General features: G+C 37.3%; 21 protein-coding genes and 2 tRNA genes (1 of these 23 cut by a window edge). All 23 read right to left on the reverse strand.

The window, feature by feature from the left end:
- Positions 1-911 carry the 5' portion of a lysine--tRNA ligase gene (gene lysS / locus BG05_RS03990; RefSeq protein ID WP_002009709.1) on the reverse strand. Its footprint begins 589 nt before the window's first position, so the window shows 911 of its 1,500 coding nt (coding positions 1-911); its start codon is at positions 909-911; its stop codon lies beyond the left edge, outside the window.
- A gap of 160 nt (positions 912-1,071) precedes the next feature.
- Positions 1,072-2,070 (reverse strand): tRNA dihydrouridine synthase DusB, encoded by a 999-nt coding sequence (gene dusB / locus BG05_RS03995; RefSeq protein ID WP_002009708.1) that lies wholly within the window; start codon positions 2,068-2,070, stop codon positions 1,072-1,074.
- A 23-nt stretch (positions 2,071-2,093) separates the two neighbouring features.
- Entirely contained in the window at positions 2,094-2,297 is a 204-nt protein-coding gene (locus BG05_RS04000; RefSeq protein WP_002009706.1) for a helix-turn-helix domain-containing protein, read from the reverse strand.
- Complete coding sequence (folK, locus tag BG05_RS04005; RefSeq protein ID WP_002130229.1) at positions 2,249-2,764, reverse strand: 2-amino-4-hydroxy-6-hydroxymethyldihydropteridine diphosphokinase; 516 nt, start codon at positions 2,762-2,764, stop codon at positions 2,249-2,251. The genes BG05_RS04000 and folK overlap by 49 nt, the downstream gene beginning before the upstream one ends.
- Positions 2,761-3,123 carry a dihydroneopterin aldolase gene (folB, locus tag BG05_RS04010; protein ID WP_002130228.1) on the reverse strand — a complete coding sequence of 121 codons (363 nt, stop codon included), beginning with the start codon at positions 3,121-3,123 and terminating at the stop codon, positions 2,761-2,763. Before folB ends, folK begins: the two co-directional genes overlap by 4 nt.
- Positions 3,124-3,984 carry a dihydropteroate synthase gene (folP, locus tag BG05_RS04015; protein ID WP_002130227.1) on the reverse strand — a complete coding sequence of 287 codons (861 nt, stop codon included), beginning with the start codon at positions 3,982-3,984 and terminating at the stop codon, positions 3,124-3,126.
- Entirely contained in the window at positions 3,959-4,831 is an 873-nt protein-coding gene (gene pabC / locus BG05_RS04020; protein ID WP_002130226.1) for an aminodeoxychorismate lyase, read from the reverse strand. The genes folP and pabC overlap by 26 nt, the downstream gene beginning before the upstream one ends.
- Complete coding sequence (pabA, locus tag BG05_RS04025) at positions 4,825-5,412, reverse strand: aminodeoxychorismate/anthranilate synthase component II (RefSeq protein ID WP_002130225.1); 588 nt, start codon at positions 5,410-5,412, stop codon at positions 4,825-4,827. Before pabA ends, pabC begins: the two co-directional genes overlap by 7 nt.
- Positions 5,413-5,417: 5 nt before the next feature.
- On the reverse strand, positions 5,418-6,815 hold the full coding sequence (gene trpE, locus BG05_RS04030; protein ID WP_002130223.1) for an anthranilate synthase component I: 1,398 nt from the start codon (positions 6,813-6,815) through the stop codon (positions 5,418-5,420).
- A gap of 223 nt (positions 6,816-7,038) precedes the next feature.
- Positions 7,039-7,962 (reverse strand): cysteine synthase A, encoded by a 924-nt coding sequence (gene cysK / locus BG05_RS04035; RefSeq protein WP_002130221.1) that lies wholly within the window; start codon positions 7,960-7,962, stop codon positions 7,039-7,041.
- A 117-nt stretch (positions 7,963-8,079) separates the two neighbouring features.
- Positions 8,080-8,955: a redox-regulated molecular chaperone HslO gene (gene hslO, locus BG05_RS04040; RefSeq protein ID WP_002009693.1), complete on the reverse strand. Its 876-nt coding sequence runs from the start codon at positions 8,953-8,955 to the stop codon at positions 8,080-8,082.
- 6 nt (positions 8,956-8,961) lie between these two features.
- Positions 8,962-9,750, reverse strand: coding sequence for a type III pantothenate kinase (locus BG05_RS04045; RefSeq protein WP_002009692.1), 789 nt, complete (start codon positions 9,748-9,750; stop codon positions 8,962-8,964).
- Positions 9,751-9,971: 221 nt separating this feature from the next.
- The gene (gene ftsH / locus BG05_RS04050; protein ID WP_002091565.1) at positions 9,972-11,873 is read right to left on the reverse strand and encodes an ATP-dependent zinc metalloprotease FtsH; all 1,902 of its coding nucleotides are present in this window, start codon (positions 11,871-11,873) and stop codon (positions 9,972-9,974) included.
- Between the two features lie 85 nt (positions 11,874-11,958).
- Positions 11,959-12,501 (reverse strand): hypoxanthine phosphoribosyltransferase, encoded by a 543-nt coding sequence (gene hpt, locus BG05_RS04055; protein ID WP_002124550.1) that lies wholly within the window; start codon positions 12,499-12,501, stop codon positions 11,959-11,961.
- Positions 12,498-13,928, reverse strand: coding sequence for a tRNA lysidine(34) synthetase TilS (tilS, locus tag BG05_RS04060; RefSeq protein WP_002107305.1), 1,431 nt, complete (start codon positions 13,926-13,928; stop codon positions 12,498-12,500). The genes hpt and tilS overlap by 4 nt, the downstream gene beginning before the upstream one ends.
- A 203-nt stretch (positions 13,929-14,131) precedes the next feature.
- Complete coding sequence (spoIIE, locus tag BG05_RS04065; protein ID WP_002091571.1) at positions 14,132-16,603, reverse strand: stage II sporulation protein E; 2,472 nt, start codon at positions 16,601-16,603, stop codon at positions 14,132-14,134.
- Positions 16,604-16,864: 261 nt separating this feature from the next.
- Positions 16,865-16,936: transfer RNA gene (locus tag BG05_RS04070), tRNA-Glu, on the reverse strand.
- Positions 16,937-16,949: 13 nt separating this feature from the next.
- Positions 16,950-17,023, reverse strand: a tRNA-Met gene (locus tag BG05_RS04075).
- 159 nt (positions 17,024-17,182) lie between these two features.
- On the reverse strand, positions 17,183-17,668 hold the full coding sequence (locus tag BG05_RS04080; protein ID WP_002009683.1) for a S1 domain-containing RNA-binding protein: 486 nt from the start codon (positions 17,666-17,668) through the stop codon (positions 17,183-17,185).
- Positions 17,669-17,755: 87 nt separating this feature from the next.
- Entirely contained in the window at positions 17,756-18,115 is a 360-nt protein-coding gene (gene divIC, locus BG05_RS04085; protein ID WP_002091572.1) for a cell division protein DivIC, read from the reverse strand.
- Positions 18,112-18,765: a spore cortex biosynthesis protein YabQ gene (gene yabQ / locus BG05_RS04090; protein WP_002091573.1), complete on the reverse strand. Its 654-nt coding sequence runs from the start codon at positions 18,763-18,765 to the stop codon at positions 18,112-18,114. The genes divIC and yabQ overlap by 4 nt, the downstream gene beginning before the upstream one ends.
- Complete coding sequence (gene yabP / locus BG05_RS04095) at positions 18,762-19,049, reverse strand: sporulation protein YabP (protein WP_003186823.1); 288 nt, start codon at positions 19,047-19,049, stop codon at positions 18,762-18,764. Before yabP ends, yabQ begins: the two co-directional genes overlap by 4 nt.
- Positions 19,050-19,128: 79 nt before the next feature.
- Positions 19,129-19,404 (reverse strand): RNA-binding S4 domain-containing protein, encoded by a 276-nt coding sequence (locus tag BG05_RS04100; protein WP_002009677.1) that lies wholly within the window; start codon positions 19,402-19,404, stop codon positions 19,129-19,131.
- Positions 19,405-19,407: the final 3 nt, after the last annotated feature.

Below are 19,407 nucleotides of genomic sequence, written 5' to 3' on the forward strand. Positions count from 1 at the left end.
GTTGTTGTACCCAATACTTTTTTCGCGATATGAGCAACCATATTTTCTGTTAGTTTCATAATATCATTATAATCAGCGTACGCTTCATATAATTCAATCATCGTAAACTCAGGGTTATGACGAGTTGATACACCCTCATTACGGAATACACGGCCGATCTCATAAACCTTTTCTAATCCACCCACAATAAGACGTTTTAAATGAAGTTCAATTGCGATACGCATATATAATTCCATATCTAACGCATTATGGTGTGTAGTGAAAGGACGAGCAGATGCTCCACCTGCAATCGCGTGCATCATAGGCGTTTCTACTTCAAGATAACCGTTGTCATCTAAATATCTTCTCATTTCACGAATGATTTTACTACGGGTAACGAACGTTTCACGGCTTTCCATACTTGTAATTAAGTCCAAGTAACGTTGACGATAGCGTTGTTCAACATCTTTTAATCCATGGTATTTATCCGGTAATGGACGAAGGGATTTCGTTAAAAGTGTAAATCCTATTGCTTTTACTGAAAGTTCTCCAACGTTTGTTTTGAACACTTTACCTTCAATACCTACTAAGTCACCTAAATCTGCTGTCGTAAATAATTCGTACTCTTCATCTCCAACAGTATCTTTACGAACATAAATTTGAACTTGCCCCTGTAAATCTTGAATATGCGCAAATCCCGCTTTTCCTTTACCGCGTTTTGTCATAATACGACCAGCGATAGAAACAGTAATTTCTTTCTCTTCTAATTCTTCTTTAGAGAATTCTCCATATAGACTTACTAAGTCAGTTGTTGAATTTGTGCGTTCAAATCGTTTACCGAACGGATCGATTCCTTGCTCACGTAAATTATGTAGCTTTTCACGACGAACAAGCAATTGGTCGTTTAATTCTTCGTGGTTCATGTTATCCATGATATTAATATCACTCCAGCTCTATTAATTTTTACAATATATACAGTATAGCATTTTCTACTCAACTAGAAAAACTGCCAGCAACTAACTGGCAGTTCTTCTTTCTTTCACGTAATTATAGGAAGTGTATAGAAGAATGTCAATCTCCTATGCCCCCTTATTAACCAACATAAATTGTTTGTTGTTTCGCTTCTACTTCTTCTACAAATGCACCTAATACATTCGCAAGGTCCTCACGTGTGTCGCAAGTATTGATACCATTACGCACACTCGCATTACCACGAACACCTTTTAAATACCAAGCTGCATGCTTTCTCATCTCTCTTACGGCAACATTTTCGTTCTTTAAATCGATAAGACGATCTAGATGCAACATACATACATCAATTTTCTCACGCACTGTTGGTTCCGGCATTAACTCACCTGTCTCTAAATACTTTACCGTACGATAAATCATCCACGGATCTCCAAGAGCAGCGCGACCAATCATAACACCATCTACACCAATTTCATCAAGCATACGCTTTGCATCTTGTGGTGTTTCGACATCACCATTTCCGATAACCGGAATATTTACAGCCTGCTTTACTTGTTTAATAATATTCCAATCCGCTTTACCTTCATACATTTGCACTCGTGTACGCCCATGAACCGCTATCGCTTGTCCACCAGCACGCTCAACAGCTCTAGCATTTTCTATTGCGAAAATATGTTCTTCATCCCAACCAATACGCATTTTAACTGTAACTGGCTTTTCAACAGCATCTACAACCGCCGCTACCATCTCATATATTTTATTTGGGTCTAAAAGCCACTTTGCTCCTGCATCACACTTAGTGATTTTCGGTACTGGGCACCCCATATTAATATCAATAATGTCTGCTGTCGTATATTTATCTACGTATTTCGCAGCATCTACAAGAGTTTCTTTCTCTCCACCAAAAATTTGTAAACTTAATGGCTTTTCTCTCTCATCGATATATAACATATCTAATGTTCTTTTGTTATTAAGTAATATTGCCTTATCACTTACCATTTCAGCACAAACTAAACCTGCACCAAATTCTTTTACCGTCAAACGGAATGCAGAGTTACACACTCCCGCCATCGGTGCTAGTACAACTGGATTTTTCATCTCAATATTTGCAATCTTTAACACCCGACTTACTCCTTCCTTTACGGTCACTTTGGCATCAATTCGTCTATTGAAACGTTTAATGTTTTAGCGACTTCTACTACAAAATCTTGGGAAGGTGATCTATTGCCCCTCTCAACTTCACCTAAAACCGATACAGATACCCCTAATTCTTTCGCAAAACCTTCTTGCGTATAGCCTTTTAGCTTTCGAAAAGCACGAATGCGTCTTCCCCATTTTTCTGCTTCCATACCGTTACTCCCTCTCGCCTTTTCATTTCTTCTACTTGTGAACGTGAAATATTTTGTTTTATATCTTGATTAATCTCTAACAACGGAACGATAACAAAAGCTCTTTCGAACATCCGCGGATGCGGAACAATCAGATTCTCTGCTTCAATATTTTCTTGATTATATAGTAAAATGTCAAGGTCGATGGTCCTCGGGCCCCATCTAATTTCCCTTTTTCTTCCTAGGTCATTCTCTACCTTTTGTGTTACTTTCAATAATTCTTGCGGTGATAAATTGGTAGAAATTTTTATAACTAAATTTAAAAAGCAATTTTGGTCAGTATAGCCAACCGGATCAGTTTCATATACAGACGAAACATCATCAACTTGGATATGCTGGTTTTTATTTAAAAACTGAATTGCTTCAGTTAAATAAGTATAACGCTCCCCAATATTGGAACCTAATGCAATGTACGCTATATTATTCATGGACGTTCTCTCGTAATTTCTACCGCTACAGCACGATAATGTCCCGGTATCGGCGGATCCGGTTTAATTACCTTAATTGTACACTGTGAAATACTCTCATATTGTTTCAATATATCTGTAGCGATATTTTCAGCAATACTCTCTACAAGCTTATACGTTCTATCTTCAACCACTTTTCTACATAGTTCGAAAAGCTCCCCGTAATTGACAGAATACTCTAAGTCGTCGCTTTCTCCTGCACGTTTTAAATCCAACTCCACCGTTAAATCCACTTTAAATCTCTGACCCAATTTATTTTCTTCTGGGAATACACCATGATAACCGTAAAACTCCATATCATGGATATAAATTTTATCCAATTACTTTGCCCCCTTACCAATCATCGCGTCCATCATCTTAGCCATACGCGCCATTTCTTTCACATCATGAACACGGATAAACTCACAGCCCTTTTCAATACCAAGACAAACGGTAGCTCCCGTTCCTTCAAGACGTTCCTCCACTGGCAAATCTAACACATGGCCAATAAAGGACTTTCTTGAAGTACCTAAGAGAACTGGGTAACCCAGTACATTTAACTGTTCTAAATTGCGCATCGCTTCTAAATTTTGCTCAGGTGTTTTCGCAAAACCGATACCTGGGTCTAAAATAATATTCTCATCTCGCACACCAGCATCTTTAGCAATTTTAATACTTTCATACAAATCAGCAATCATATCGGCCATTAAATTGCGGTAATTCATATTATCTCGGTTATGCATTAAGATAATGGGCACATCATAATAGGCTGCAACTTCAGCAATCCTCGGTTCCACCTTCGCTCCCCAAATATCATTAATAATATGAGCACCAGCTTCAATCGCTTGTTTCGCAACCTCAGCTTTATACGTATCAATAGAAATAGGTAGCTTTACTTCTTTTGACACTGCCTGAATCATTGGAACAACTCGCTTTATTTCCTCTTCTACTGAAACTTTAGCGAAACCCGGGCGGGTAGATTCGCCGCCAATATCAATAATATGGGCACCTTCACTTTTCATTTCTTTCGCATGTCGCACCGCAGCATCTACTTCGTTGTAACTCCCACCATCAGAAAATGAATCTGGCGTTACATTTAAAATCCCCATAATTAATGTCTTTTCATTTAAGTTCAATGTATATTCGCCGCAGCGCAAATCATAATCCCACTTCAAACTACACATCTCCTCTTCGCAATTCATTTCTGCTCCACAATCTCTCTCTCTGCACTCCATAAAGATCCATAAGTCTTTTTGTAACCACTCCCACTTTACCCGGGAAATCTTTCTCCTCTATACGATAAAGAGGGACAATCTCTTGAATAGAGTTCGTTACGAACACTTCATCCGCTGAAAGCAATTCATCTTTTGTAAAGAAACCTTCCTTTACTTCTATATCTAGCTCTTCAGCAGCCTTTATAATAAACGCACGAGTGATTCCGTTTAAAATCCCTGTTTCTAATGAAGGAGTATATAAAATATCTCCTTTAACAAAAAAGAGATTCGAAACAATACCCTCTGCAACATAACCTGTTTCGGTAAGAAAAATACCTTCCTTATTCACAACATTTCCAATTTCGCGTTTCCCTAAAATATTATTTAAATAATGATGGGACTTCAAGCGAAATGCACCCTCTGGTGTATTTCTCACTTGCTTTAAAATAACTCCTTCTTTTTCCACTACATTCCCTGGAGATGCTAAAGGTTTTATAAAAACAATAACAGACGGTTCTTCATATACTTCCGTTTGTAATCCTATTTCATCTATACCCGCCGATACATTTAAGCGCACATATGCATGCTTTAACCCATTCTTAACAAGTAGATTCTTTAAAATAAGCATCACTTCATCTTTTGTCATTGTCCATTTGATTTGCAATATATCTAGCGCATCCATTAAGCGTTCATAATGATCATCCAATAAAAAGGGATGACCATTATAAATACGAAATGTCTCAAAAACCCCAAGTCCATATAGGTAACCGTGGTCATAAGGAGAAATTTTCGCTTCACTCGCTTCTACATACGCGCCATTTACGTAAATTAACACGATGTCACACTTGGGCTATATTTGCGAATGAAATTCTGTAGCAACTCTTTCCCATGAGAAGTCATAATAGATTCCGGATGGAATTGTACCCCTTCAATCGGCAACGTTTTATGACGAAGCGCCATAATTTCACCTTCTTCAGTCCAAGATGTTATCTCTAAACAATTCGGTAACGTCTCTTTTTTAACGATAAGAGAGTGATAACGTGTCGCGGTAAATGGATTTGGGATATCAGAAAAAATCGTCTGCCCATCATGATGCATTAAAGATGTTTTTCCATGCATCAAACGCTCTGCCCTGACAACATCCCCTCCAAATACTTGCGCAATTGATTGATGTCCAAGACAGACCCCAAAAATCGGAAGCTTACCTGCAAAATATTTAATAACCTCCATACTGATTCCCGCCTCATTAGGACTACATGGACCTGGCGAAATCATTAAAAAATCTGGTTTCATATTCTCAATATCCGAAATAGTCACTTCATCATTACGCTTAACAACAAGCTCTTGTCCAAGTTCTCCAAGAAATTGCACTAAATTAAATGTAAAAGAATCATAATTATCAATCATTAATATCATTTCTCTCACCTAACCGTTTCTTCGCTACTTTCTTTTGCACGCCATAAAGCGATTGCTTTTTTTAACGACTCTTTATATTCATCTTTTGGATTTGAATCAATTACAATACCCGCTCCAGCTTGCACATGCGCTTGTCCATCTTTAGCAAGTAGTGTTCGGATTACAATATTCAATTCCGTATCTCCAGAATAACCAATCCAACCAATTGAACCCGTATAAATTCCTCGGCGAACAGGTTCTAATTCTTCAATGATTTCCATCGTACGTATTTTCGGGGCACCGGTAATTGTCCCACCAGGAAATACAGCCTTCACCAAATCGAAAGCATCTTTATCTGCTTCCACCTCACCACGCACATTAGAAACAATATGCATAACGTGTGAGTATTTTTCAATTACCATAAATTCATCTACTTCAACAGTGCCATATTTACAAACCCGGCCCAAGTCATTTCGTTCTAAATCCACAAGCATTACATGCTCTGCTCTTTCCTTTTCATTTTCAATTAATTCTTTCGCTAATTCTTCATCCTCTTGCTCACTTGCTCCTCGAGAGCGCGTACCAGCAATCGGTCTTGTACTCACTTCTTTTCCTTGCTTTTTAATTAGCAATTCAGGCGAAGCACTAACAATTTGAAAATCTCCAAACTCCAAGTAACCCATATATGGAGATGGATTAATTTCACGAAGACTTGTATATATTTCTAGTGGATGTGTTTGTAATGTTCTTTCTTGTCTTGTCGACAAGTTTACTTGAAACACATCACCCGCTCCAATATATTCTTGAATACGTTCAACGGCCTTCATAAAGCCCTCTTCCGTAAAAGCGACTGCTTCATTTTTCTTTTCAGGAGATTCAAACGGCATAGTCACTTCGGGGGCTTCTTTCATCCAAAGACCCTTCCATTCATTTAATCGTTCTTCTGCCTCTTCACACTCATCTACATAATGCGTAATAATCCATAACACTCTCTCCTGTTGATCATACACAAACACGTCATCAAATAACAAAAAGAATATGTCAGGTATATTAATATCATCCTTCGCAAGAGAAGAAAGTTTTTCAATATAACGGATACAATCATAACTAAAGTATCCAATTGCCCCACCTTGAAAAGGTGGGTACTCCGGATTATAATCCGTTTTCCATTTCTCCATATACGCTTGCATTAAATCTAACGGATTCCCTCGCTTTATTGTTTCCTTACCACTTTCACTTATATGTAACGTCTCATTCTTACCCTGAATTACCGCTACTGGATCCAGCCCAACAATATTATAACGACCACCACGTCCACTTTCTAACAAAATATGTTGCGGCTTATCCTGAGAAAGAAATTTATATTGCTTAAAGAAATCTAACTGATATGGAATAGAAAGCGCTAAAGATTTTCTTCGTTGCATATCAACACCCCGTCTTCTGTTATCCCACCCTCTTAAGCCAATCAAATCAAACTACATAAAATTATTTATATAGAGAATGACTATACTTGAGGGCTAGTGAAAATAAATTAATTATACTACTTCTTATTTTACATGAAGTTTTCTAGTCATTCACTCTTTTCCTTTTTCCAATCAAAAAAGAAAAAGCATCCTTTTTTAAGGATGCTTTTCAAATCACATTCACTTATGACTCAAATTGATAAAGTGGTGTACTTAAATATCGTTCACCGTTACTTGGGATAATAACAAGTACCTTTTTCCCTTTACCTAATTTCTTCGCAACTTCTGTCGCTGCATAAACGACTGCTCCCGAAGAGATACCAACTAAAATACCTTCTTCTTTAGCCACTCTTCTCGCATATTCGAACGCTTGCTCCGTTTTCACTTGAATAATTTCATCATATACCTCTACATCCAATGTCTCCGGAACAAACCCCGCTCCAATTCCTTGGATCTTATGTGGTCCTGGCTTTCCACCAGATAATACTGGTGAATCCGCAGGTTCTACCGCGTAAATTTTGATATCTTTATAAGCCTCTTTCAGCACTTCACCGGCACCTGTAATTGTTCCACCTGTACCAATACCTGCGATAAAAGCATCTAATTGATCCCCCATCTGTTCAACAATTTCTGGACCTGTTGTTATACGATGGATTTCTGGATTCGCTTGATTTTGGAACTGTTGTGGTATAAAGTACCCATGTTCTTCTGCTAATTCAGTTGCCTTTCGAATTGCTCCGCCCATTCCTTCAGGTCCTGGAGTCAATACTAATTCAGCACCGTAAGCGCGTAATAAATTACGACGCTCAATACTCATTGTTTCTGGCATTACTAAAATTGCCTTATATCCTTTAGCAGCTGCTACCATCGCTAAGCCAATACCTGTGTTACCACTTGTCGGCTCAATGATTGTATCGCCCTCTTTTAATAATCCTTTATTTTCAGCATCTTCAATCATAGCTAACGCGATACGATCTTTAACACTGCTCCCCGGATTCATAAATTCTAATTTTAAATATACATCTGCGCTGTCTGATTCTACGATGCGGTTCAACTTAACGATCGGCGTTTTCCCGATTAATTCTGAAACTGATTGTGCCACTCGCATTCCTGTCACTCCTAACACCGAGTATTTTTATTGGTTTTATCTATATTTAGATTTTGTCAGAAAATTCCCTGTTTGTCAATCTATTTGGGCGGCTGATTCTCCACCTAAACTTCTTTATTACAGCTTCTCAATTAGACTTGTAATATCTTCTTTAGCGAATTTATGTCGTTCATTACAGAAGTGACAGTGAACTTCCGTCTCTTCTTCTTCTGCACGAATTTGTTCTAACTCCGCTTTACCTAAACTAATTAGCACACTTTCAATACGCTCACGTGAACATGTACAATTAAATTGAACATCCATTGTTTCTAGCACTTTCACTTTATCTTCTCCAAGCACTTCATACAGTAATTCTTCTGGAGAAAGACCTTGTTCGATTAATTGTGATACTGGCGGGATTTGTTGAAGACGCTCTTCAATAAATGAAATTGTTTCTTCCTGCGCACCTGGCATAATTTGAAGAATGAATCCACCCGCCGCTAATACGCTATCATCTCCATTTACAAGAACACCAACACCTACAGAAGAAGGCGTCTGCTCAGAAACCGCGAAATAATATGTGAAATCTTCCCCTAGTTCTCCTGAAACAATGGGAGATTGACCAATAAACGGTTCACGCATACCGATATCTTTAATTACCGTTACAAATCCTTCTGTACCTACCGCTTGATATACACGTAATTTCCCTTGTTCCGTCCCTTCAAAATCAACATGCGGATTCGTTACATAACCACGTACATCCCCATTTGCATGAGCATCGACTAAGATAGGACCAATCGGGCCGTTACCCTCTACTTTAATCGTTAACTTCTGCTCGCCTTTTAACATAGCACCCATCATTGTACCCGCAGTTAAAGAACGACCAAGTGCCGCTGAAGCTGTTCTCCATGTATCATGACGCTTTTGCGCCTCACTTACTGTATTTGTTGTACGTACACTATAAGCACGAACCTCTCCATTAAACGCTAACGCTTTTACTAAATAATCTTTCATACTTATTTATTCACCCTTCTCATGTTGTAAATTTGCATTACGCTCATATAACATATACAAACCTTTTAACGTTAAAAACGGATCTACAATATCAATTACATTTGATTCTTCTGAAATTAATTTTGCTAATCCACCTGTTGCAATAACTTTCGGTTCTTGCTTAGCTTCTTCCTTCATACGCTTAACAATACCTTCCACTTGTCCAACGTATCCATAAAGAATACCTGATTGCATTGCACTTACTGTATTCTTCCCGATAACACTACCCGGTTTTGTAATTTCAATACGAGGAAGCTTTGCTGCCCTGCTATATAAAGCCTCTGCCGAAATCATAATTCCCGGCGTAATGACGCCACCCATATAATGCTTCTCTTCGTTAATATAACAATATGTAGTAGCCGTACCAAAATCAACAATAATAAGCGGACTTCCATATAAGTGGATTCCTGCTACTGCATTTACAATTCGGTCCGCGCCTACTTCACGTGGATTTTCATATTTAATATTCAAGCCAGTTTTTATCCCAGGCCCCACTACAAGCGGTTTAATTTTAAAATACTTTTCACACATACGCTCTAAAGCGAACATAATTGGCGGTACGACTGAAGACACAATAATACCTTTCACATCTTCAAAAGAAAGACCTTCATGCTCAAGTAACTGCTTTACAAGCATCCCATACTCATCTTCTGTTTTATGACGATCTGTTTCCATGCGCCAATGCTGACGAAGTTCCCCCTCTTCAAACACACCTAGTACCGCATTTGTGTTCCCTACATCCAATACAAAAATCATATTCTCACCACTTATCTTATTTAATCTATATTTGCGCAGTATGTATAAAACTTACAAAAACATCATATCACACATACTTATATAATCAGTTTTTCTATACTCATCATTGTACAAAAAGATTACTCTCTATTTCAATTTTTAATAATAGTTTCATTCAATTTTTTTTGCCACTTAAATTCATTCCACAAAAAAAAGAGTGACTATTGTCACTCCTTTTTTTCTTACTTATCTTCTGTATCTTCATCGTCTTTCTTCATATTGATGTTTACTTTCACATCATCTGAAGATGTTGGACGCTCAGGTAATCTGCCATAATCATATAAATGATTAATTTGCTCTGCATCTAATGTTTCTACTTCAAGTAACGTTTTTGCGATAATATCAAGCTTATCTCGTTTTTCAGTAAGAATTTGTTTCGCGCGAGCATAACAGTCTTTAATAATTATTTGCATTTCCACATCAATTTCATGCGCGATTGCATCACTGTAGTTTTGTTCTGAATGGAAGTCTCTTCCTAAGAATACCTGACCACCTTGTGAGCTACCAAATTGCATCGGTCCAAGCTTATCACTCATCCCGAATTCTGTAACCATACGTCTTGCAATACCAGTCGCACGTTGGAAGTCGTTGTGAGCACCTGTACTTGCTTCACCAAATACAATCTCCTCAGCTACTCGACCACCAAGTAAACCAGTGATTTTATCAAGTAACTCTGGTTTTGTCATGAAGTAACGATCTTCCTTCGGAAGCATTACCGCATATCCACCAGCTTGACCACGAGGGACAATTGTTACTTTATGAACGATATCTGCTTCATCAAGAACAACACCAATTACAGTATGGCCAGCCTCATGGAATGCAACGATATTACGTTCTTTTTCAGAGATAACGCGACTTTTCTTAGCTGGACCTGCAATAACACGATCCGTCGCTTCATCGATGTCACTCATATCAATTTTCTTCTTATCTTGACGCGCAGCTACTAAAGCAGCTTCGTTTAATAAGTTTTCAAGATCGGCACCAGAGAATCCTGGTGTACGAGTTGCAATTGCTCTTAAGTTGACATTCTCATCAAGCGGTTTATTACGAGCGTGTACCTTAAGTACAGCTTCACGACCATTTACATCTGGACGATCTACTGTAATTTGACGGTCAAAACGACCTGGACGTAATAACGCTGGATCAAGAATATCAGGACGGTTTGTCGCAGCGATGATAATAATACCTTCGTTTGCACCGAATCCATCCATTTCAACAAGCAATTGGTTCAACGTTTGTTCACGCTCATCATGACCACCGCCAAGACCCGCGCCACGTTGACGTCCCACTGCATCAATTTCATCAATGAAAATGATACAAGGAGCATTTTTCTTTGCATTTTCAAATAAATCACGTACACGGGATGCACCGACACCGACGAACATCTCTACGAAGTCAGAACCACTAATAGAGAAGAACGGAACGCCTGCTTCACCTGCAACAGCACGTGCTAGTAAAGTTTTACCTGTACCTGGAGGTCCCACTAATAGAACACCCTTCGGAATACGGGCACCAACTTCAGCGAACTTACGAGGGTCTTTCAAGAATTCAACTACCTCAACAAGTTCTTGTTTCTCTTCATCCGCTCCAGCAACATCTCTGAAACGAATTTTTTTCTTTTCATCATTGTATAGCTTCGCCTTACTTTTCCCGAAGTTCATAACACGGCTACCGCCGCCCTGAGCTTGGTTTAATAAGAAGAAGAATAAAATGAAGATAATGACAAACGGAATGATAGAAGTAAAGAACGTTACCCAAGCACTTGTTTCTTCTGCTGGTTGATACTTAACTTCAGCCCCTTGCGCTTTATCATTAATTTTCTTTTGTAATTCCTCAGTATTTGGTGCATAAGTAACAAATTGTTCTCCTTGGCTAGAAGTCTTGAATTGTCCCTTTACCTCAAACACACCATTTTTCGGTTGAAGCTGCACATTACGCACTTCACCTTTTTCAAGTTGAGTAATGAATTTATCGTAGCTAACTGATGTCGTTTTTTGCGTCGAACCATTAAAATAGCTCACGATTCCAATTACTACTAAGAATATCAGTAAATAAAAGATGGTATTACGGAAGATACGATTCATTCCTAACCTCCTCTCACGGCATAAACACTATAGTAAATCGTAACATAAAAAAAATTTCCTATACAATTGTAACGCCTATATTTAATTAATTTGAGTAAACACTTGGTTTTAATACTCCTACATAAGGAAGATTACGGTACTGCTCTTTATAATCTAATCCATATCCTACAACAAATTCATGAGGAACAGTAAATCCAACATAATCTGCTTTCAGATCAACCTTACGGCCTGTTGGCTTATCTAATAAAGTAACAATTTTTACAGATTTCGCTTTACGATATTTAAACAGATCCACTAAATAGCTTAGTGTAAGACCGCTATCAATAATATCTTCAACGATTAAAATATCGCGACCTTCTACCGAAGTATCAAGATCTTTTAAGATTTTTACTTCGCCTGTCGAAACTGTAGAGTGACCGTAGCTAGATACAGCCATAAAATCCATTTCAAGATATGTATCTGTTCTCTTTAATAAATCCGCCATAAATGGCATTGCACCCTTTAGTACACCAATCGCAAGAGGTACTGTATTTTTGTAATCCTCTGCAATAACTGCACCTAGTTCGTGCACCTTTTCTTGTATTTGTTCTTCAGAAATTAATACTTTTTCGATATCTTGATTCATCATTTCATTATCCTCCCGGAAGACTCCTTGCTTTTGTAGTGAATAATCATGTATTTACCCTTCTTTGCTAGCTCTTTCGAAGTAGCAAACGCAGATCGTTTCAACAAGGGTACCCAAATAATATTTCCACTTGCGTCACAAACGATCGGCCATTCTTCTCTTTTTTCTTTTGGTACTTTCGCTTCGATAAAAACAGCTTTTATCTTTTTTGTACCATCCATACCTTGCATTGACATGCGATCTCCATTTTCCCTAGACCGAATACGAAGTGGATACGATATATCATTATACTTAGCAACAAATACTGTTTCATTCATGTTACTCGGTATATCTTCGCTCACCTCTGTTACAAGTTTATCCCCATTCGGCAATATAATTGTCCCAGGTACTGATAAATCTTGCGAAAAAGGAGAAACAATTTCTTGTTTAAATCCAAAACCACATTCTTCGTATGTGCGAACAATTTTCAAACCACCTGGAAAATCTAGTGAACCTGAAGGTTGTGCCCGCTTAAAAAATTCAATCACCTTGTCAATATGTATAGAAGAAAGCGAAGATGGAATCTTATATTCATAAAGATAGTTTAATATTAGTTGAATCCCTCTTCTTTGTAAAGGCATAGACATGGATTCAAAGGCAGGAATTGATAAGCTAATTTGTTTATCGCTTTTTTTTGTAATTACTTTATTCATTTTCTCAAAAGCTAATTCCTGCAAATAAGCCTCATCCTCTTGCATCTGCACGCTAAATTTTTGGAATTTCTCATGCATTTGTGGATTTTCTTCTTTCAAATAAGGAAGGACATATTTACGTAATCGATTCCTTGTATATACTTCTTTTTTATTACTCGGATCTATACGCGGAATAACTTTTAATTTATTACAGTAATCAACAATTTCTTCCTTAGTTACCCCAAGTAACGGCCTAATTAAATATCCATTATGAAAAGATCGCTTCACTGCAATTCCTGCGTATCCTTTCGGAGTACTCCCTCGTACAAGGCGCATTAAAATCGTCTCTACTTGATCATCTCCATGGTGACCAAGAGCTACATATCTCGCATCATATTTCTTCATTATTCTTTCCAAAAATGCATATCTGCATTCTCTAGCTGCAACTTGTGCATTCATTCCATATTGCTGTTGATATTGCGACACATTAATCCTTAGCGTTTCACAAATAACTCCTAGCTCTTTGCAAAGACCCTGTACAAACTGTAAATCCTCATAAGATTCATTACCTCTAAACATATGGTCCACATGTGCTACTACAATTTCTAGCTGTTTTTCTGCCCTTTTTTCTAACAAATAATATAAAAGAGCCAAAGAGTCAGGACCACCAGAAACCCCTACAACAATTGTTGAATGTTTCTTTAATACATCATGCTGCTTTACAAAGTCATCTACTTTTTCAACAAATGCATCTTTCAACTTCGCAATCACCTTTCATTAAACAAGAACAACAACATTAGTTACCTTGTATATAATGGTACAACTTTTACAAACATTGTGCAAAAAAAAGATGTACAAAATCCATATTTTTATCTTACATCCCTCCTGTATATTTAACAAAGTAATCACATTACCTTTTTAATCAAAAAAACCTAGGCATCTACCTAGGTTTTTTGATTATTTTATTGCGCCTGCATTCCTACTATTGGAATCGTAGCCCACTTCGGCATATTTTTCTTTACTTTCGCCACCACAATAGTCATATCATCATTTATATAACCATCACCAGAGCGAATTACTTCTTCCATAATAATATCAGCGATTTCCTGTGGGTCCTCTGTTTGTAGTTCTTTAATTTTACGTTTTATCCATAATTCGTGATTCTCCACATGTTGCGCTCCCTCAAAGATGCCGTCACTCATCATGATAAGAAGATCACCCGTTTTTAATTGCTCACCAACCACATCAACTTCAACATCTTCAATGATTCCCATCGGCAAATTACTTGCCTCAATTTTCAAAATATTATTTCCGCGTTTAACAAAACTCGGCGTCGATCCAATCTTTAAAAACTTCGCACTCGCATCCCGCAAATCTACCATAGCCAAGTCAAGCGTTGTATACATCTCCTCTGTCGTCCTTAAAGAAAGAATCGAATTGATGGACTTAATCGCTATTTCTTCATCAATACCTGATTGAAGTATCTTTTGTAATAATTTTACCGTTTCCCTACTCTCCATATGAGCCCTTTGTCCATTTCCCATACCATCACTAATCGCAAGTGCATATTTACCAACGCTCAAATCCATCATCGCGTAGGAATCACCTGAAATAAACCCACCACCTTTTGCAGCTGTGGCCAATCCTGTATCAAGAGAATATGTCTTCGCTGAACCAAATGATATTAAACTGTGCCCATTTGGATATGAGGATTTCTCTTCATGCTTAACGACGATATTCTCTTTTAAAATATCTGAAAGCATTGGAGCAACCAACTTCTCACATTCCCCATGTTCATTAGATGCAGCCGGAATCAACATTTCAATATCAATACTTCCTCTATCTAAACAATAAATATCAACATGCTCCACTTCGACACCAAAATCACGAAACGCTTGTAAAATTTGCTCCTCCTGCGCTTGATGGTTCTCTCTTTCTCGTTGTATCTCCTTAGCGAAATCCTCCATCACTTTTGATACACCTAGTAATTGCTCCGCTACAATTCTACGATTTTCCTTCATTTGTTTTCTTAATTTCTGCCCCTCATAGAAGTGATCTAATTCACCCGCTACTAAATCCGTTACTTTCTTCCCTCTCACACAATGCTTGTCCCATTCACGAACTAACTTCCGATTATGCTGCAGCGTTCCTTCTTCTGTTTCACTCATTATTTGTTTCATATAATCGTATGTTTTATCAAAATTAACTACCCAACATTGATCCTTCTTAAAACATGTTTGACATGTTTTTGCAGTAATTGTACTTAAAAATAAATCAGCTTCTGTTTCTTTATCTTCCTCCTCCACATACCCGTATACAGAAAAGCTATTAGACAAAGCAGCAAATACATTAGCAAATTGATTGATTTTGTTTGCTGTAACATCGCGCACTCTTCTTAAATATTGTTGTTGATCCTGTGAATGTTCCTGTGTACCCGGCATAAATTTAGCAATACGATCCATAACAAGCTTCGGTGTTAATAAGAAGAAAACAATCGCTACACCAGATTCAATTAAAGTTGTTACAATACTTGTTTGCTTGTCTACATATAATGTAATTAAGCTTGTACCAATTAATAAACCTAAACTAACTCCTATACGCTTCCCTTCTTTTAACAATCCCCCAAGCAATCCTGAAAAGGCAAGGAGACTAAGTTGAGACAAGCTCGCCACATTTGCTAAACTTAATATTAACCCAGTGACAACTCCTACCGTGGACCCTGTAGCTGCCCCTGCAATAAAGGCAAATACTAATACTAAATATCTAGTGAAAATATGTTGAATAGAAGCATCATAAACAAACCAATCCGTTGTGCCCGTTAAAACAGATGCTAGTAATATAATTAAACAAACAATTTCTTCTGTTTCTAACGCTTGTTGCTTCCCTTTCCTTTCCACTAAAAGCGGAACACTTTGTAAAAATATCATCGTTAATACGAAGCTAAGCCCCGCTTCGATCGTACTGACGAGCAGATCATACATGGTGACGGTTTGCTGTGCAAAATATACAACAACTAAATGTGCGGTTAATGCGGAGATAAATACTTGGAATGGTACAAGTCCAACAGTTTTACGTGTAAACCGACTAAAGAAGATATTATAAATAAAGAAGGTAAAGATAGATGCAAAAGTAAAAAATAAATTATCTATTGAAACTGAAAGTGCTCCCCCCATTAGGGCTAAGAACGCGAGCGGCATTTTATCTCGCTTCATAACATAAACAGCAGCAAAAAACGGCAATGCAAACGGTAAAATGTTTGTTAATATATATGCTCGTCCCAAAAGAAAACCAATAACAGCAATAATGAATCCCCATCTAAAGAAAACTTTTTCAAACTTCATTCGCAACTTACTCGTCCACTTTATTGTTCCAAGCTGACTTTCATTCATCGCCAATGCACTTGTATTCATAGTATTCCTTCCTGCTTTAGGCATATTTTTAACACCACCTGCATAGTTTAATTACTGTTATTATAAAAGATGATTATTGGTTTTTTTGTCAAAACAACAGTTTTGACTTTTATAATCGTTCGACTTTTTATTCGAAATAAATCTACATATATACATAGTATTTAATTTATTTAAAGTGAGTTGAAAGAATGTTCAGAAAATATAGGGTGATTTTGTAGAAGTATTGTACGTCTTAATTTATATTTAACAAAAAAAGACCATGCAAATTTGCATGATCTTTTTAGATGACCCGTACGGGATTCGAACCCGTGTTACCGCCGTGAAAGGGCGGTGTCTTAACCACTTGACCAACGGGCCGTTAAATTAAATATAGCGGCGGAGGGGATCGAACCCCCGACCTCACGGGTATGAACCGTACGCTCTAGCCAGCTGAGCTACACCGCCATGTCGTCGTATTTAACGGACAATTAGTATATTACATCAGATATATTTTAAAGTCAATACATCTCAAAAACTTTTTTAAAAATATATTCTCTCACATAAAAAAGTACCCGAGTAATTACTCTGGGTACCTCTCTATATGTTAAGAATTAAACGGACTTATTATCCGCGACGTGCGCCACGGCCACCACGTTTAGATTCTGTGTTACGCTTTAAAGAAGTTAAACGATCTTCACTATCTTTTAAAAAGCGTGCCATCTTTTGCTCAAATGTTTCTTTTGGAGCTCGTTCGTTACCGCCACCGCGGTTATCTCTGTTGGAAGAACGATTATTACGTTGTGGACGTCCAGAACGTTGTTGATCACCACCACGTTGGTATTCACCGCGTGGACGATCTCCTTCTGTTTTTTCACGTTCTTTCGCTTTCTTAATAGATAGGCCAATTTTGCCATCTTTTTCAACATTGATAACTTTTACTTCTACTTGGTCGCCTACTTTTAAGTGATCGTTAATATCTTTCACATAATTATCAGCAACTTCACTAATATGAACAAGACCTGTTAAGCCTTCTGGCAGCTCCACAAAAGCCCCAAAATTTGTAATACCTGTTACTTTACCCTGTAACTTGCTGCCTACCTCGATTGACATAAAAAAAATGCTCCTCCTTAGTGGTTAAAAAGTCAAATTTTACTTTATTATATATAATCCTAAAATACAGTGTCAATAAGACATACTCTACTTAGAAACAGGAAAAATTATCTCCCCTTTTCCGGAGAAGAAATAATCCCTTCTAGCAATCTTTAAAACGTACTCTTCATCATTCAACTTTTGAACTTCATCTTTTAGATTCTTTTCTTTTTTCGTTAATGAATCCAGTTCTTTTTTCATGTCCTTAACTTTTGCTTCTTTTGCTTTAATGGAACTGTTTTGTTGATAAAACGTCACACTAATACTAGCAATAATTGTAAAAGCAAAGACAAGAAAAACCGCTAAACGGCGATAAAGTCGCTTCCTGTTCTCATCCGTTTGTATTATATGTTCTTTAACAGGATTTGGACTCTGTTTGTCGATTGTTCTTTGTCTCAGTTCCCTCATTTCCGAGGTCCCCCTAACTTCTTTTTTATACGCACCCATAATTGGAAGATATGTCCCTTCAATTTTGCTACATATTGCAGGAACCCTACATGCTTCATTATAAAAAGTTTAACACGATTAGGGAGAAGTTTCCATATGAGCGAAGCAATAAACCGAACAGGCGAGAAAAAAACTTTCCATATGAAAAGTAATATCCAAATCACCATTTTCCATAACACATGTCCAATTGAAAGCAGTATACGAAATAAGAATAATATAAATGCAATAAATAGCTGTGCTATAATAATAACAGGTTTTATCATGAGTAGCTGTATAATTCGAACAAAAAATTGTGTTGTTTGTACAAAAATATAGATGAGAAAATTTAACATCTTCATGTATAGTGCTTTCAATAAGCTTTGATATGCTGCAAAACCACATAGTAACGCCAAAAATACATATATACGTAGTTCGGCTTCATTTACACGCAGTAATACATAAAAAACGAATAATGCTTGGACAATCCAAAATAGTATATCATGTATAAATACAAGCCAACGTTTACGCTCTTGGCGCTTTAAAAACCGTTGGTATGTATCTAAAGAAGCACCAATCCAAGCACCCATTCCAATCATCGAAAGCATTGTATACAACTGAATTGTTAGGCTCATTTAAACAGCTTACTAAAGAAGCCTTTAGTTTTCTCCCCTTGATTCTCATCAATATACAGCATTTCATGAACTTTCCCTTTAATTGATACAATACCCTTTTCTACATCTAAATTCTTCATTTGCAAATTTTGACCACGAATTGTTAAAAAACCCATTACAGTCTCGAGTAAAAACTCTTCGCTATCAAAACTCTCTACCTGCTTTACACCGGTAATATCAATTACACGCCTGCCACGCATAATAATATCATGCTCTACCGAAACATTTTGTTGATTAGAAGACATAGGTGAGTAACCATTATTCACGAAAATCCCCCCATAGCTTTATACTAGCTAATAGTAATGTATGAAGGGCTAACCTATTTTAGAACAAGCCTTCTTCCGCTTTCACCTTTTCCTCACGAACGAGACTATACATGTTTGCTGCATCTTCTTTTTTAGTTGTTTCTTTCAATTCATTTACTTTCACAGTTACTATTTTTTGCCCGAAACGAATTGTTAATTCATCCTCTACCTTCACATCTGAACTCGCTTTTGCCACTTGGCCATTAATCGAAATTCTTCCTTGGTCAGACACTTCTTTTGCTAATGTTCTTCTTTTAATTAAACGTGATACTTTCAAAAATTTATCTAGACGCATATC

This window comes from Bacillus mycoides (assembly GCF_000832605.1).
Classification (GTDB): Bacteria; Bacillota; Bacilli; order Bacillales; family Bacillaceae_G; genus Bacillus_A; species Bacillus_A mycoides.